12 protein-coding genes are annotated in these 15,419 nt (G+C 41.6%); 5 read left to right on the top strand and 7 right to left on the bottom strand.

Annotation, left to right across the window (positions count from 1 at the left end; genetic code table 11):
• Positions 1-131: 131 nt before the first annotated feature.
• Genes E2R65_RS14765 through E2R65_RS14755 form a run of 3 tightly spaced genes read right to left on the bottom strand, consistent with a single transcriptional unit; the run spans position 132 to position 3,833 of the window.
• Complete coding sequence (locus E2R65_RS14765) at positions 132-2,651, bottom strand: nucleoside triphosphate pyrophosphohydrolase (protein WP_134337248.1); 2,520 nt, start codon at positions 2,649-2,651, stop codon at positions 132-134.
• On the bottom strand, positions 2,648-3,187 hold the full coding sequence (locus E2R65_RS14760) for a hypothetical protein (protein ID WP_134337247.1): 540 nt from the start codon (positions 3,185-3,187) through the stop codon (positions 2,648-2,650). The genes E2R65_RS14765 and E2R65_RS14760 overlap by 4 nt, the downstream gene beginning before the upstream one ends.
• Complete coding sequence (locus E2R65_RS14755; RefSeq protein WP_134337246.1) at positions 3,180-3,833, bottom strand: HIT family protein; 654 nt, start codon at positions 3,831-3,833, stop codon at positions 3,180-3,182. The genes E2R65_RS14760 and E2R65_RS14755 overlap by 8 nt, the downstream gene beginning before the upstream one ends.
• Positions 3,834-4,647: 814 nt before the next feature.
• Here E2R65_RS14755 and E2R65_RS14750 point away from each other — a divergent pair.
• The 5 genes from E2R65_RS14750 (at position 4,648) to E2R65_RS14730 (ending at position 11,237) form a co-directional block, all read left to right on the top strand.
• Positions 4,648-5,598: a TIGR01212 family radical SAM protein gene (locus E2R65_RS14750; RefSeq protein WP_229704670.1), complete on the top strand. Its 951-nt coding sequence runs from the start codon at positions 4,648-4,650 to the stop codon at positions 5,596-5,598.
• A gap of 182 nt (positions 5,599-5,780) precedes the next feature.
• On the top strand, positions 5,781-7,022 hold the full coding sequence (locus E2R65_RS14745) for an acyltransferase family protein (protein WP_158285286.1): 1,242 nt from the start codon (positions 5,781-5,783) through the stop codon (positions 7,020-7,022).
• 57 nt (positions 7,023-7,079) lie between these two features.
• Positions 7,080-8,345 carry an acetylxylan esterase gene (locus E2R65_RS14740; protein ID WP_158285285.1) on the top strand — a complete coding sequence of 422 codons (1,266 nt, stop codon included), beginning with the start codon at positions 7,080-7,082 and terminating at the stop codon, positions 8,343-8,345.
• Between the two features lie 9 nt (positions 8,346-8,354).
• A complete protein-coding gene (locus E2R65_RS14735; protein WP_134337243.1) occupies positions 8,355-9,200 on the top strand; it encodes a hypothetical protein in 846 nt (281 codons plus the stop codon).
• A 15-nt stretch (positions 9,201-9,215) separates the two neighbouring features.
• Complete coding sequence (locus tag E2R65_RS14730) at positions 9,216-11,237, top strand: tetratricopeptide repeat protein (RefSeq protein ID WP_134337242.1); 2,022 nt, start codon at positions 9,216-9,218, stop codon at positions 11,235-11,237.
• A 165-nt stretch (positions 11,238-11,402) separates the two neighbouring features.
• On the opposite strand, the gene E2R65_RS14725 is transcribed toward E2R65_RS14730, so the two are convergent.
• From E2R65_RS14725 to E2R65_RS14710, 4 genes are all read right to left on the bottom strand, one after another.
• Positions 11,403-11,870, bottom strand: coding sequence for an SRPBCC family protein (locus tag E2R65_RS14725; protein WP_134337241.1), 468 nt, complete (start codon positions 11,868-11,870; stop codon positions 11,403-11,405).
• Between the two features lie 92 nt (positions 11,871-11,962).
• The gene (locus tag E2R65_RS14720) at positions 11,963-12,805 is read right to left on the bottom strand and encodes a sulfurtransferase (protein WP_134337240.1); all 843 of its coding nucleotides are present in this window, start codon (positions 12,803-12,805) and stop codon (positions 11,963-11,965) included.
• A gap of 154 nt (positions 12,806-12,959) precedes the next feature.
• The gene (locus E2R65_RS14715; protein ID WP_134337239.1) at positions 12,960-13,433 is read right to left on the bottom strand and encodes a ribonuclease H-like YkuK family protein; all 474 of its coding nucleotides are present in this window, start codon (positions 13,431-13,433) and stop codon (positions 12,960-12,962) included.
• Positions 13,434-13,677: 244 nt separating this feature from the next.
• A complete protein-coding gene (locus E2R65_RS14710; protein ID WP_134337238.1) occupies positions 13,678-15,312 on the bottom strand; it encodes an SUMF1/EgtB/PvdO family nonheme iron enzyme in 1,635 nt (544 codons plus the stop codon).
• Positions 15,313-15,419: the final 107 nt, after the last annotated feature.

Raw genomic sequence — 15,419 nt, 5'->3', positions numbered from 1 at the left:
TTTGGCTAAGATGCAATATTTTTTAATAACCCGAAAAAGCAAATACAGTGGTGCTTCGGTTACAGCAGCCCCGCTATCCGCTTATACGGCACAGGCTTTAGGCTCGAGGCCGGTATCCGCTGTTATCGGGTTTAGGGGGCAACTGCAAACAGTGATAATTGACTAGGATCAACATAATCTTGATTGGGAGATTTAAACATTATTTTTAAGCCTTTAATACTATACTGCAAAATCACATCTTTATCTATATCTTTTATATATATAGGTTTTAAGAAAACGGTTTTGGAACTATAAGGAACTAATGGAGCGGTTAATTCATCGAAACTAGATATAATTTTATTTTGGTAATCCTGTTTTTTATTAGTTATTGGGTGTTTTTGAGGTTTACTATTAATATTTTGCACTAACGACACCTCAGTTGTTTCTTCTAAAAACACACCATCTTCAAATCCCCCTCTTTCAGCCCTTTTAGCATCAGCTTTGTTTTCCAAATCTGAAAAATTAACACCCAGTACTTTAGATATACTCCTAATAACTTCCAGAACGTCAGCAAGCTCTTCAATAATATTTTTGTTATTTGTTTCAAAGAATAACTCTAAAGCTTCCTCTACCGCCTTTGTTTTTAATAAAGAAATTAATTTTTCAGGTGCTAATTTGTGTGTAACAGCTAGTTCTCCTTTAGATGTTATTTTTTCGGGGATTTTATCTCTAACTAATTTATTGAATTCTTGTTTTATGTAGTTAGGGCTAAAATCATAAGTGCATTTTACTTTTACATTTTCACGTGATAGGATATAGTAAACATGTGAAAGGATGCTTCCAATAAGTTCTACATAATAACTTTTTTCATTTGCAAACCGTCCAATTTCACTAATGAAATCTGTATTACGGAGCAAATCTGTATCTAGTTTTAAGACTATAGTTGATTTAGCGTTATTTTCATTATTCTCTACTTTACTTTTAAAGTTTTCAAAATCAAGTTTATTAGAGATGATGATTTTTCTAATTAAAAATACGGATTCACTTAAAGTTCTTTCTTGATTATATTTTGGTACCTCCTTAGTAGAATAATGCCAAGGTAATATTTTGGGATGTATTGTTGATTGGTCCCCTCCAATGAAGAACATAATAATAACATCAGAGTCCAACTTATTAGCTATTTGAACACTCATATTAGCTATCTCAAACAGTTCTTCACTATCTAGAGATTCTTTCCAGTCCCAAGCACTACCGGCTTTTTTTAAAATCCAGTTTCCTACGTTGTCAACGTCTAAGTATTCTTTTTTACATCTAATTTGTTTCTTAATACTTGACTTGGAAGAAATATCTAACTCGAAAGAATCATATGGATTGTATCCTAACCCGTCAGCAAAGCCCCAACTCGAATCTATCCTAACTTTTGATGAATTTGGTTTTGATAGTACTAAAGCGCACGACTTTGAAATAATAAAACGATGTATTAAAAAAGAAAATTGGTCTAGTCTCAAGTCGTTGTCAATAAACTCTTGACTTCGATTTTTAATGAATGCTAACGCATCATTTGCATTAAATACGGTTTCAGTACGAGGAAGATTTAAGTTAAAAAGATTTTCATTTTGTTTATGGGAGGTACGAATAACAATTGGGTATTCTGTAAGCCAATCTAAGTCATCGATTAAACTCTTAACATTTTTACCATTTAGAACCTTTTGAATTATAGTCGTATTTTCTAGTATGAAAATATCACTTACTTTAAATCCTAATTCCCTAAAAACTTTTACGTGTAAAGCTTTATTCCATTTATAAAGGGAATCTTTTTCTTTTACAAAAGCTTTTAGTTTATAAATGGAACATATCTTCTCTTTTAATTTCCAATCGCTACCAGGAGCGCTCCCTATATATTCTAATTCAACATCGCATTGCAAAACGTACAATTCTTTCCCATTCCATAACCATTCAAAATGACACCTTTTATTTAAATCGTAAGATAAAATAGCCAGTTCTTTTAATTTTGTGTGAAGTTCATTAATGTTTTTGCAAAGCAATTTGCTTGATGTTGGAACTAACTGCGTTTTATGGACCGTTACATTTTTATTTTGAATGGTACCAGTTTTATTATAAGTTTCAATGACCCAGTTATTGAAATTTCTACTGACTCTTCTTTCGTTGGAAAAATGACCGTTTTTTAATGGTGTTATATATGCTTGAATAATTAATGCTAATTCATTGTTTAAATGATTTCTTTTGGATAGTTTTTTTTTGGCATCAGTCCAAATAGTAAATATTTTATTTATTATGTGTTCAACATCTAATTCACTGACCAAACTATCAAATTCACCTCTTTCTTCGAACGTTTCTATTTTCGCACTAGATCTAATAATTGCATTTTTGAATAAAAGTCCTTTAGTTAACCATACAAATTCAACTATACTTTTTCTTAAGTGGTTTTCTAAAACACTTAAATCACCTGTTTCAGTTTGTAAAAGCCAATTTTGATAAGATGTGGTAGTGACAACAATATAGGGGAGGGTCCAATCAGCATTGAGTTTAAGCAGCCCTAATGCTTTTTGACCTATAATACCAATAGCCTTTTGTTGTTCAATTTCACTAAGGTTTTTAAAGTGAGGGCCGTGAAAAATAAAAATATCTTTGTTTTCACGTAAGAGATTCATCTTGAATGTTCTTCAAGGTTACCAAATATATTTTTAGCAGCATCTGATAATCTAGCAATAGCACTATCAGTAAAATAACCAACTAAAAAGCCAAAGCCAAATGCAGAAGAGCTGGCTTCAACAGATTTTGGATCGAAAATTTTAACAAAGGTTGTTAACATTAATACAAAAACTAGTGCAAAGCCTCCAGACAAAAATGGAACAAATAGTCTCCATAGCCTGCGATCAACATGCCATTTGTTTTTAGCAACAGCATGTATAAGCCATTTAATATCAAATAATGTTCCTCCGAAAACTCCGCCTAATGATGTTATTACATATTTTGTGAACACTTTACAGTCGCTATCATTAAGGCCAAATAATTGTTGAGGTATTTTCTGCCAAAATAGAAACGCTAATACAGGTGTTCCAATCAGTAATAGGCTCAAAAAAGATGCTTCACACGAAATATGAAATAATGCTTTACCCGCATATTTTGATTTCCAATCTAGAGGTTCCCTACCATCATTATTGTCCGGATTGGGTAGACTAGTCATAAACAGAAAGTTCTAGATTATCACACTCAGTATAAAAAGGACTATTTTGAATTGTCTTTATTGTAGACATAATATGGTCGATCTCTAAATTATTTCTCCAATTATATTTTTCAAATTTATTTATTTCATAAGCGATAGCTTGTCTCAATGTTTGGCTTGGAAAGACGTTGCTAGTTGCAATAAATTGCTCATTTTTAGGGTTTTTAATATAAACATATGGTTTAGACCTATTAAAATATTCTTTAGATTGTTTAAAATCTACTAATTCTGTCCACTCTAAATCAATAATGTTTTTGGTAGCTCCCAAAAGGTCAAATGATAAAGGAGCTAGATGCAAATGAAGATGATCTACGCTACATCCAACTAATTGATTGGGTACCGCTGGACCATGCTCAAAAATTGTTATATCGCCATATAGCTTAGTTAAAAAATTACTCACTTTAAATGTAAGCTTTTCTAACTCTTCAAATAATTCACTATCTAGTTCTCCTACACATAAATAATGCTCCTTTGATACAATTAACAACCAGCCTTCAACTAGTGCACCTAATGTTGGCACAACGAAGAAGTTCGAAGTTTCAAATAATACAGTATTCCAAATTTCAGGATTCTTGCTTCTATCTAAATTACAAAAACCACAATTCATAGACTTTCTCAATTTTAAGTAAATATATAACTATAAAAACACGTTTTCAAATAGTTTTTATTGCGTCATAAATTTTTTGCTTCAATGTATTTTATATATAATCATTATCTCAGTATGTTAATAGGCTGCTTTTTGCAAACACGCATATTTACTTGCAGCACCCAACTTAAGATTTCTATATCTGCCTGGTATAACAAACTAACCAGGGGCGAAAAAAAGTCATTTCAGGGCGAAAAAATGTGCGTCCAATTTGGCCCAATTAAAAAGAGCGGAGCCGCACTTTAAAAACTCAGCTATATATTTGTATATACCCAGTGGTGGCACTAATTTGTCAGTAGCTTGTTTTTTAATTCGCTGATAATTAATAAGTTGCAATGTTCACGTGTGTTCACGGTTGTGAACGTGAACACTTTGCTGCGTAAACGTGCTTAACAGCTACCACATCCAAACCGCCCTTTTAGTGTAAATTGGTTTTTTGGGTGTCCGGCCGGCGTCCGCACCCACCCGTACCTGCGGACGGACGGACACCATCTCCCTAAAAGCATAAAAGCCATAAGCGGTTGCTTACGGCCTTATACTTAGCTAACGCACAAGCTAATAATTGATCAGGTTTAGGTGCCCTAATATTGGGTATAAAAACCATCTATCCTATACGTAAAAACCCGTGTTTTTCAAATAACTAATAGTTAATTTATAGCTAAAAAATATTGCTTTGCCAATTAGGGCAATAAATTGGCCGCCTAAAACAGGCTAAACGGTTGCCATGATGTAAATTATCGGGGGTTGTTTCTAAAACTGTATCTTTGCGGCAATCATGATGTTAACGAATACGGCAGGGGCACAGTGGGAAAAAGGTTACAACAACTATGGCCCCTGGCTTAAAGATAAATATAAGGGTCACCGGGTGTTTAAAGTGATTGTAGACGGCGGCTTTACCTGCCCCAACCGCGATGGATCTAAAGGCTATGGCGGCTGCACGTACTGCAATGTAGATTCGTTTACGCCCAGTGTTAGCCGCAACGCCCCCACGGTTAAACAGCAGGTAATAGAGGGGATGGAGCGCGCCCGCAAGGGTAACAAGGCCGATAAGTTTATTATCTACTTTCAGCCCAATACCAATACCTATGCGCCCACCCATTACCTAAAAATGATGTATGACGAGGCCCTGAGCTACGGCACCGATGATATTGTAGGCCTGAGCGTAGGTACCCGCCCCGATTGTATCGACGCCGAAAAGATTGCCCTGCTGGAAAGCTATACCGACCGCTTTGATGTTGACCTGGAGATGGGTATGGAGAGCATTTATGATGATACTCTTAACCAGATAAACCGAGGCTGCAGCCACGACGAACTACTGAAAGCCCTTAAGCTTACCGAGAATACCAGGCTGGATGTATGCGTGCACACCATCTTCGGTTTCCCCTGGGAAACGCACGATATGATGCTTAAATACGCCGACGAGATCAACCGCCACGGGCAGATCAAATTTGTAAAATTCCACCACCTGCATATTGTAGAGGGCAGTGTAATGGGCGTTAAGTATAAACGCGAACCGTTTAAACTCTTCGGGATTGAAGAGTACGCCGACTTTTTGTGCGAGCTGCTGCCGCGCGTAAGGCCGGATATCGTGATCCAGCGCCTGTTTGGCCTAAGCGACCGCGAGTTGCTGATAGCGCCCAACTGGGGCCTCAAAAAAAGCGAGATCCAGTACTTTATCGATCAGCGCATACTAAGCCGCGGGATAGTGCAGGGAAGCGCGTTGTAAATGTGCAGATATGCAGATGAGGACACCAATGAACTTTACGGCTATTCCCTGTAGTTTTAAGCCTTTTTAAACAATTTGGCGGCTGATGGCTTGTAGAGTTAATTTCAATTTTTGATGTTGGTATCGGGTTTGTATAACCTATATGTACATTTATCCGTAAAATACAATCTTAAATAACTGTTTTGGCTCAAAAACCTTTACAAAACTACATTCCGGCGCTTACCGGGGTGCGTGCATTGGCGGCGTACCTGGTATTTATATCGCATTATGCTTATGCGTTTGATGAAAATTTTCCCCGTGCTGTGCAACGTTTTCTTAACGAGTTCCACATCGGGGTTACCATTTTCTTTGTTTTATCGGGCTTTTTAATCGCTTTCAGGTATTTCGATAATTTTAAACTTACCGGCAACTGGTTTAAGCAGTATCTTAAAAACAGGGTGGCGCGTATTTATCCCATGTATTTTATACTTACGCTGGGGGCCTTTGTTGCCTACTACTTTACGCATGATGAGAAGATAACCGGTGGCTTTGCCAGCCCTGTGGGCCTGTTTTTTATGCACATTACCTTTGTAAGGGGCTTTTTTGATCAGCTTAAGTTTACCGGTATAGCCCAGGGATGGAGCCTTACGGTAGAGGAATGCTTTTACTTTTCGGCCCCGTTCATCTTTTACTTCGCTAAAAAGTATAATAAGTTTTGGCTGCAATGCGCTGTGGTTACCTTGTTTGGCGCAGGGCTGGTGATGATATTCCGTAATGTAAACTGGTATGGTTTCTTCGGCAACTTTACGTTTATGATGCTGTACACCTTTTTGGGCCGCTGCTTTGAGTTTTTTGCGGGAATACAGCTTGCCCTCATCGTTAAAAAACGGCAGGTAAGCATAGGCGGCGAGGCCAAAACATGGTTTACTTACCTGGGCTTCGCGCTGATATTTGTATGCGTGGGCATCATGAGCGTATTGCCCATCCCCAAAGGTGAGGTAGCCGGGTTGCATAACCCCTTCGGCATTTTTACCAATAACTACCTGCTGGCGGGCTCTATAGCGTTGTTTTTTTACGGCCTGCTAACCGAAACCACGGTGCTGAAAAAGATACTATCTAATCCCTTTGTAGAGCTGCTGGGTAAAAGTTCGTATATATTTTACCTGATCCATCTGGGTTATATGTACGATTTTCTGCATAACTATTTTAACAAATGGAACGATGATATTTTTGAATTGTACGATAAGTGGGGGAAGGACTGGGTGTCGCCGTTCCAGTACGATAACCTGAACGTTTTATATGCCTTTATTATCCTTAACGCGGTATCTGTACTGTTGTTTAAGCTGATAGAGGAGCCTTTAAATCATTATATTCGCCAGTCGGATTTTTTGATCAAAAATAAACCCCGTAACCCGGATAATCAATCAGAAGCGATTAAGGCCTAAGCCGCAATTACTCATATGGTGAACAGATCAAATAAGATAATTTTTATACTAAGCTGCATGCTTGCAGCAGTATGTTCTCAGTATCTTCCTGCTGCTGCGCAGGACGACGAAGAGGGCATATCCACGGTATTAACCCCCGGCAGCAAAAATGCTATTTTCGATAGCCGGGCAACCTACACCTTCGAGGTTAAAAACCCTACAGATGCCGCGCAAACGGGCACGGTATCGTACCAGATAACGCAGCATGGTAAAAAGCTGGGCTCGGGCAAGCAAAATGTTAAACTGGGCAAAAAGGCATCAGAGAAATATAGCTTTGAGCTGCCGGCCTTAAAAACGGGCTTTTACAAGGTTGATTTTATGGTGAACATTACCGAGTATGACGATACCACCCGCCGGGTATTCGGTATCCAGCCGGAGGAGATCCGCTCAAAATACGCCCCTCCGGCAGATTTTGATGCCTTTTGGCAACAAGCTAAAAACGACCTGGCAAAAGTAAAGCCCCAGTTTAAGTTAACCCCGATGCCTAAAATGAATACCGATAACCGCAAGGTATTCCTGATAGAAATGAAATCGCTGGATAACTATACCGTTAAAGGCTGGATGACCATACCCATCAATAAAGACCCTAACCGTAAGTTTTCGGTACTGCTGGGTTTGCCGGGTTACCAGGTAAACCTGATGCCCATAACCGGCCTGGATGAAGATCTGGCCATCATTACCCTTAATGTAAGGGGGCAGGGTAACAGCCGGGGGCCTATAGATACCCGCCGCGATGAATTTATTTTTTACCGCATAGAAGACCGCGACAATTACGTCATGCGCGGGGTGATCATGGATTGCATCCGTGCGGTTGATTTTGTGTATGCACAGCCCAATTTAAAACACGATAATATTCTGGTATCCGGCGGTAGTATGGGCGGTTACCTGGCGCTGGCTACAGCCGCGTTAGATAAAAGGGTAAACCTTTGCTCGGCGCAAAACCCCATCCTGTGCGATGTAAACGATTTGGATGGCGAGGTTACCTGGCCCATAAGCGATATTAAAAAGTACATCCGCACACAGCCGGGGCTAACGTTTGATAAGGTTTTAAGTAATATGAATTATTACGATGGTAAAAACTTTGCCGGTAAAGTTACCTGCCCCATGATAATGGGGATAGGTTTATTAGACCCCTACGCCCCACCTTTTAACGAGTATGCTACGTATAACGTAATACCCGGCAAAAAAAGGCTGATGGTATTTAAGGATCTTGGTCATGAGATCTCGCAATCATACAAAGATCTGGAGGGCAGATGGATGCGCGATCATTTTGCATTATTTTAACAGCATGAAATGAATTTACCTAAAACGTACTTTAAGTATTTACTAATAGCCATCGGTTTTATACTGCTGGCACCAAACAGCAGCCATGCAGGGGGCTTCCCGGTAAGGCCAAAAAGACTGTTGCTTTCGCCGTCGTTCAGTTACTTTTATGCAGATAGGGGGTGGGACTCCCTGCGCCGTAAAAAATTGTTTGACAATGGCGGCCAGTTCGAGTCGTTAGGCTTTTCGCTTTATGCAGAATATGGCTTAAGCCGCAGGTTTACGCTGGTAGCCCTGCTGCCCTATGTAAAAAACACTTATGAAGATAACACCGCCAAGACCGTAAGCCGCGGCTTTACCGATTTGGAGGTGGGCGTGCGCTATTACCTGGCCAATATCAATTACATTTACTATTTTACAGTGCAGGGCACCTATGTGCAGCCCCTTTATACAGATCTTGGCCTGGGTTACAAACAACAGGGTGCCGAAATTAAGCTGGCTTTTGCAGGCAGCGGCAAAGTGTTGGGCAAAAACTATTACTTTACGGCAGAAAATGGCGTACGCCAGTATTTTGGCCCCGACGGCCCGATACAGGACAGGTACAATGCCACCTTCGGCCTAACGCTGGATAGGAAGTTCCGTCATCAGGTTTCGGCTTCATTCAGCGGCTTTTATTCATCCAGTAACTTTACCAAATTTTCGCCTATCCAGGCAATAAACAAAAACTTTGCTTTTAACCAGGTATCGTTAACATACGGTTATACGTTTAGCAGGCGGTTTTCTACCTTCCTGTCTGCCGGCCACTTTATCAACGGGCGCAACACCGGTGATGGTGCTACAGCAAACGTATCCCTCCTGTTTAAACCCTTCAGATAGTTTAATAAATTAACAATGGCCAAATTCCTTATAATACTGTTTTTTTTACCCGTTTGCTGTTTTGGGCAAAGTGCCGAAACTTATATCGGTTTGGGCAATACCGAAGCTAATATCAAAAATTATAAAGAAGCCATTGCCGATTTTTCAAAGGCTATCCAGTTACAGCCCAATAATGCCCGCGCTTATTTTTATCGCGGTAACGCCTACAATAATCTTAAAGATCAGCCCAACGCTTTACAGGATTATACCAAAGCCATACAGTTTGATGCTAAAAGTACGTTTGCTTATTTTTACCGGGGCAATATTTATAATGACCGGGGCAAGTTTGCCGATGCCATAACAGATTTTACCAAAGCCATTGAATTGGCCCCCCGTGCAGATATGTACCACTACCGTGCAAATGCAAAAGCCGGTATGGGTAACCATCAGGGCGCTGTTGAAGATTTTACAAAAGCGATAACGCTCGACCCTAAGGATGCATCACTGTATGAGTACCGTGGCGTAGCCAAAAGCAATTTAAAGGATAACGAAGGTGCTATTGAAGATTATAACAAAGCGGTAGCGCTTGATCCTAAAAACGCTGATTTGATTTATTACCGCGGTAATGCTAAAGGTAACCTGGGCGATTATAAAGGCGCTATTGCCGATTATACCGCTGCACTTGCCCTTAACCCTAAAAATGCCGAAGCTACCTTTTATCGTGGTAACGCATATGGTAACCTTAAAAATTATAATGCCGCCATTGCTGATTATAAAAGGACTATCGCCCTTAACCCAAAACTGCCAAACTTGTATAAGTACCTGGCAAATGCCCTGGGCAATAACAACGATAAGAAAGGCGCAGTTGAATATTTTGCGCAGGCTATAAAGCAAGACCCTAACAACGCCGAGCTTTATCTGTACGATGGTTTGGTAAAATATAACCTGAATGATAAGGAAGGTGCACTGGCTGATTTTGATAAATCGATAACCTTAAAGGAAACAGCCGAAGCCTACCAGAGCCGTGCTGACTTAAAGCTGGATGCGCGCAATTTTGATGATGCTAAAGACGATGCCGACCAGGCTATAAAACTCGACCCTAAAAATGCTTATGCTTATGTTAGCCGGGCAAGGGCCAACCTGGAATTAAAGGATACCACTGCTGCCCTGGCCGATTTGAATTTGGGTATAAAAATGAACCCGTCTAACGATTATTCTTACGTGCTGTTGGGTAACATTGCGGCAGGTAAACATAATTATGATAGTGCTTTGGGCTATTACGATAAGGCATTAAGCTATAGCCCCGGCGATTCGGAAACGTTACTGAAACGGGCCGAAACACGCCTTAAAGTAAATAACCGCGATGGTGCATTTGCTGATTACAAACGGATAGCTGCTATTGATAAGGATGATGATAACCTGCGCGACAGGTTTGTAAAATCGATGATCAGGGCTAAGTTTTACAGCGAGGGTTTACCCCTGTTTAATACCTTGATAACCAAAAATGGTAAAGTAGCCAACTATTATGTAGGCCGTGGGGTTGCCAAACAACATACCGGCGATATACCGGGAGCTATTGTTGATTACAACGCCGCTTTAAAGCTTGATACAGCCTCTACACTGGCTTATTTTAATCGCGGCAGCGCCAAGTTTGATCAAAGGGATTATGCCGGCGCACTGGCGGATATTGCCAAAGGCATTAAGATAAACGACGGGCAGGAAGATGCTTATTTTATTCGTGGGCAAATACGCATAGCCATGAAAAATTATCAGGGTGCGGTTGATGACTTTAACAGCGTAACCTTTATTAACCTGGATAATACTGTGGCTTATGCCTGGCGCGGATATGCCCGCAGCTTTTTAGGTGATAAAGACCGCATGAACGCCGACTTTAATTACGCCGTAAAAATAGAACCTAAAAACCCCGAGATATATACTTTACGCGGCCTTGCGCGCATCAATACAAAGGACGCCGGTAACGCCTGTACAGATTTTAAGCAAGCCGTAAGCCTGGGCTCTAAAACAGCCGCCGCAGAAGCGGCTAAGTATTGTAAGTAAAGATGTAACTAACGGGGTTGTGCTGCTGAAAACAAGCATCTATTGGCAGGCATGCGATTTTTAGCGTGTCATGGTGAGCCTGTCGAACCATTAGCCACTCGACAAGTCTTTGGCCGGCTGACTGACTGACACCATCTATTAGTAGTTATAACTCGCAATGGAGAACTACATTTTCCCAAAAAGGTCTTCCACAGCTTTTACTCTGTATTCAAATATCTGCTTAACCTTTTTACCTACAAATACGTTGTTGGCTATGGTGCCTAAAACACTGTAGGGAATGGCATAATTTAAAATGTCGGTCATTTCTACTCCGCCGGGTATTTCCTTAAAGTGATGCTGATGATGCCACAAGGCATAAGGGCCAAAGCGTTGTTCGTCTACAAAATATTTTTTATCGGCAACGTGGGTTATCTCTGTCATCCAGTTCATCTTAATATCCAGCAAGGGCGATATTTTATAAGTGATGATCATCCCGGCATACATTTTGGTTTGCTGCGTGTAATCGGATGTTACCACAAAGCGCATATCTGCAGGGGTTATTTTTTGCAGGTTTAAAGGCGACGAAAAGAAATCCCAGGCCTCATCAAGGCTGATGGGGATGTTCTGTTTCAATTTTAAGGCGTATGTTTTCACAATAGGGTAACATTTAAAACAGGCGATTGTTATACCAGCTATCAGTTATTTACCGGATAGATTATGGTTAACGGCCTGGTATCTAATCATAACTATAACCCGTTAGCTTCTGTGGCTACCGGCAAATCATTGCGGCTCCATTCGCTCCATGATCCTACATAAAGCTTTGGCCCCGTGATGCCGGCATGTTCCATCCCAAGCAAAGTATGGCAGGCCGTAACGCCCGACCCGCAATGTACGATCACATCACCTGGTTTAACGTCGCCAATGGCATCTTTATAAAGGGTTGCCAATGCCTGCGAGGTAAGGTATTTCCCCTCTGGCGACAAACTGTTGCTGTAAAACAAATTAACAGCACCGGGGATATGGCCTGCAATCAGATCCAAAGGTTCGGTGTGGCCCAGGTAGCGTACGCCTTCACGCACATCAATAACTACACGGTCAGCCGCCTTAGCCGCCTTTTTTACTTCCTCAATATCTGCCGTATTACTGTATTGCTGCGGGATAGGGTAAAGGCCCGTGGCGGCAGGTAAATATTCTTCGGTACTCAGTTCTACACCTTCATCTGTTGCGGCCTTTAAGCCGCCGTTTAGCACCTGTACATTAGTATGCCCAACAGACCGTAACATCCACCAAAGGCGTGCGCCGCCCATAGCTGCATTTTTATCATCATAAACCACTACATGGCTATCGGGTGTTATGCCCCATCGGCCAAGGGTTTCGGCAAAATCGGTTAAGGCAGGTAGCGGGTGCCTCCCGCCAACAGCCGCATCGGCCGGGTGCGACGCCAGGTCGTCATCCAGCGTAGCAAAAATGGCATTGGGCAGGTGCCCGGCCAGGTAACGCTCGTGTGCGTTGGCACCGGCACGTACATCAATTAATATAGTTGCCGGGTCAAATACCCGCGGGTCGGTAATTTCAATTAAAGGGGACATAGGTGTTAGAGGTTAGTTAATCAGAGCTCAGAGATTGGTTGGCCTAATTGTCAAATAATCTCTAAACACTTGGCAGGCAAGTTAAAAAAAGCCCGGCACAAATAAAACCACCCCGGTAACTAATATCTAACCGCCAGTCTCTGATCCCTAAACCCTACTGCACTATCTTATTAGCACAGCACGAGCTGGCAAAAGCTTCGGGTTTGGCTTTAAATACAAAGCCCATGCTTAATATATAACCCATCGCCTCGTGCAGGGCAGCATTGCTTTTAAACATCGGGTTAGTATTGATGTCGGCGTGTACTTCCAGGCCCACGTCGTACAGATCCAGCAGGTCGCAAAGTTTGTAGGCAATATCTATAGATTTTTGCACCTCGTAAAGCATACGTTCTTTAATGCTCATTTTTTGAGAGGTGCGTTCCTGGTGAATGAACATAAACGCACCGCGCTGCTCACGAATAAAAACAATTACGGTGGCAAAATCGGTAACAGAACCCTTCACCTGCGAATCTGTACCGATACAAACCTTTAATTTATTGCCCAGGTTGGTTTCCCGTTCAATGGCAGCTTCAACCTCTTCCAATATGGGTGTTTGGATCACCTCTCCGCTAAATTTTCTCCAGGTCATAAAAATTGTTTTAAAGTGAATTTTAATTGACCCGTTTTACAGGTCTATAAAAATAAGCGATAAACTATTTTATAAACGTTAATTACCGGTGATTTATTTGTTAACATTTAACTGAATACTAACAGGTTATGATGTGTTGACTGTTCTTGACCACACCCGCGCCGGATGAAAAAGCGCAGGTGTAACAAGCAAAAAGCCGCTTCCTTTTCAGGGAGCGGCTTTATAATAGGGTTAAGATTAAATATTAGCGGGTAGCTTTATAATTTTTGGCTTTTTTAACCGGCAGGTGCGGTTTGCCGTTAGGGTTAATTTCCGGCGCGCCAACCATGGTCATAGCACAACGGAAACCAACTTCGGCGCTGGTTGCTTCCTGGTCCATAAAGCGGCGGGTGCCCGGGTTTAACCAGTAGGCCATATCATTCCAAGAGCCGCCTTTGTACACTTTAGAATGGTTGTTAACCAAAGTAGTATTACCATACAAAGCGGTGCTTACGGTGTCGTTAAAGTCCCGGTAATCCGGCGTATAGGCTTTGCCTGCCAGTGGGTCTTTAACACTTGCCGTGGTAGCGCCGGGTTGTGCGTTGTTGGCCGGTTGATTGCCCGCAGCCGTCTGTGCCTGTTGCTGCGCTATCATATCGGCATATTTTAATTTTTTATTTGATTTAGCCGGGTCTTTAATAGGGCGGCCATATTTATCTTTAGCATAGATGCCTTTTACAGGGTCGGCAAGGCGTTTGTTGCTAAACTCGTTACCACGGAAGGGGTTCAGATCATCAAATTCCTCAAACGATGTTTGGCGATAGGTATCGGCTACCCATTCATTAACGTTGCCGGCCATGTTGTATAAGCCAAAATCATTCGGTTCGTAAGAGCGCACGGGGGCCGTTATAATAGCCTTATCATTTAAGCCGCCTGCAACACCGGCGTTATCGCCAGATCCGCGTTTAAAGTTAGCCAAGATCAAACCGCGGGTTTTTCTGCTTGGCGAACGTACACCCAGGCCGTTCCATGGATAAACGCGGCCGTCGTTAATGTTTTCAAACTGCGTATTGCCGGCAAGGGCCAAAGCAGCGTATTCCCATTCTGCCTCAGATGGCAGGCGGTAACCTTGTTTCAGGATACCATCCTCTAAACGTACGGGCCTTACCGCACGGCCGTTCTTTCCGGTTCCTTTGGCATTGGGGCTAATATCTGCAAGCATTTTTTTACCATCTATGCCCTGTCCTCTTATCTGCCCGTTTAAATAGATATCGGTATTAAAAGGCTCTTTTGCACCGGTAGTTGCCGCACCGCCTTTTTTGCCCGCGGCATCTTTCCAGGTAACCAGGTTACCACGCTCGCGCAAAATATTTTCGTTGGTACGGTCTGTACGCCATACGCAATACTCCTGGGCCTGCTCCCAGGTAACACCCACTACGGGGTAATCCTGAAACGCGGGGTGGCGCAGATAGTTATCTACATAAGGTTCGTTGTATGATAATGGTTTACGCCATACCAGCGTATCAGGCAATGCGTTATAATAAAGCTCATTATCATCCGGGAAATTGATGCCTATCCAGTGCAGGTAATCCAGCCAATCCTGGTTAGATACCTCGGTTTCATCCATATAAAATGAAGGTACTGTTACTCTGCGGCGCAGGTTATTATATTCATAGGTAACATCCTGATCTGCACTGCCGCCCAAAACAAAGGTACCGCCTTCTATAGGCACCAGGCCGGGGCCGGGCGTTGGATGGCTTTGTTTAAAACGTAAATAGCCACCGTTGGTGCGGTCGTTATAAGCTAAACCTGTTTTTTGCGATTGCTGTTTTTTACTGCAGCTGCTAAACATAACACCTAACGCCAACATCACTAAAGCAGTATTAGTAAGTACTTTCATATTTTGCAAAATATATTTGGAGGTAAATTTAAAAAAAATCAATTATAAAATCTTTGTATTTATAAGATATCATAAAGGCAAAAACCTCTGCGCTTATTTTAACGTAT

The sequence above is a fragment of the Mucilaginibacter phyllosphaerae genome (assembly GCF_004378255.1).
GTDB lineage: Bacteria > Bacteroidota > Bacteroidia > Sphingobacteriales > Sphingobacteriaceae > Mucilaginibacter > Mucilaginibacter phyllosphaerae.
The sequence above is the reverse complement of the archived record's forward strand: the minus strand, read 5'-3'. Positions and strand labels throughout refer to the sequence as shown.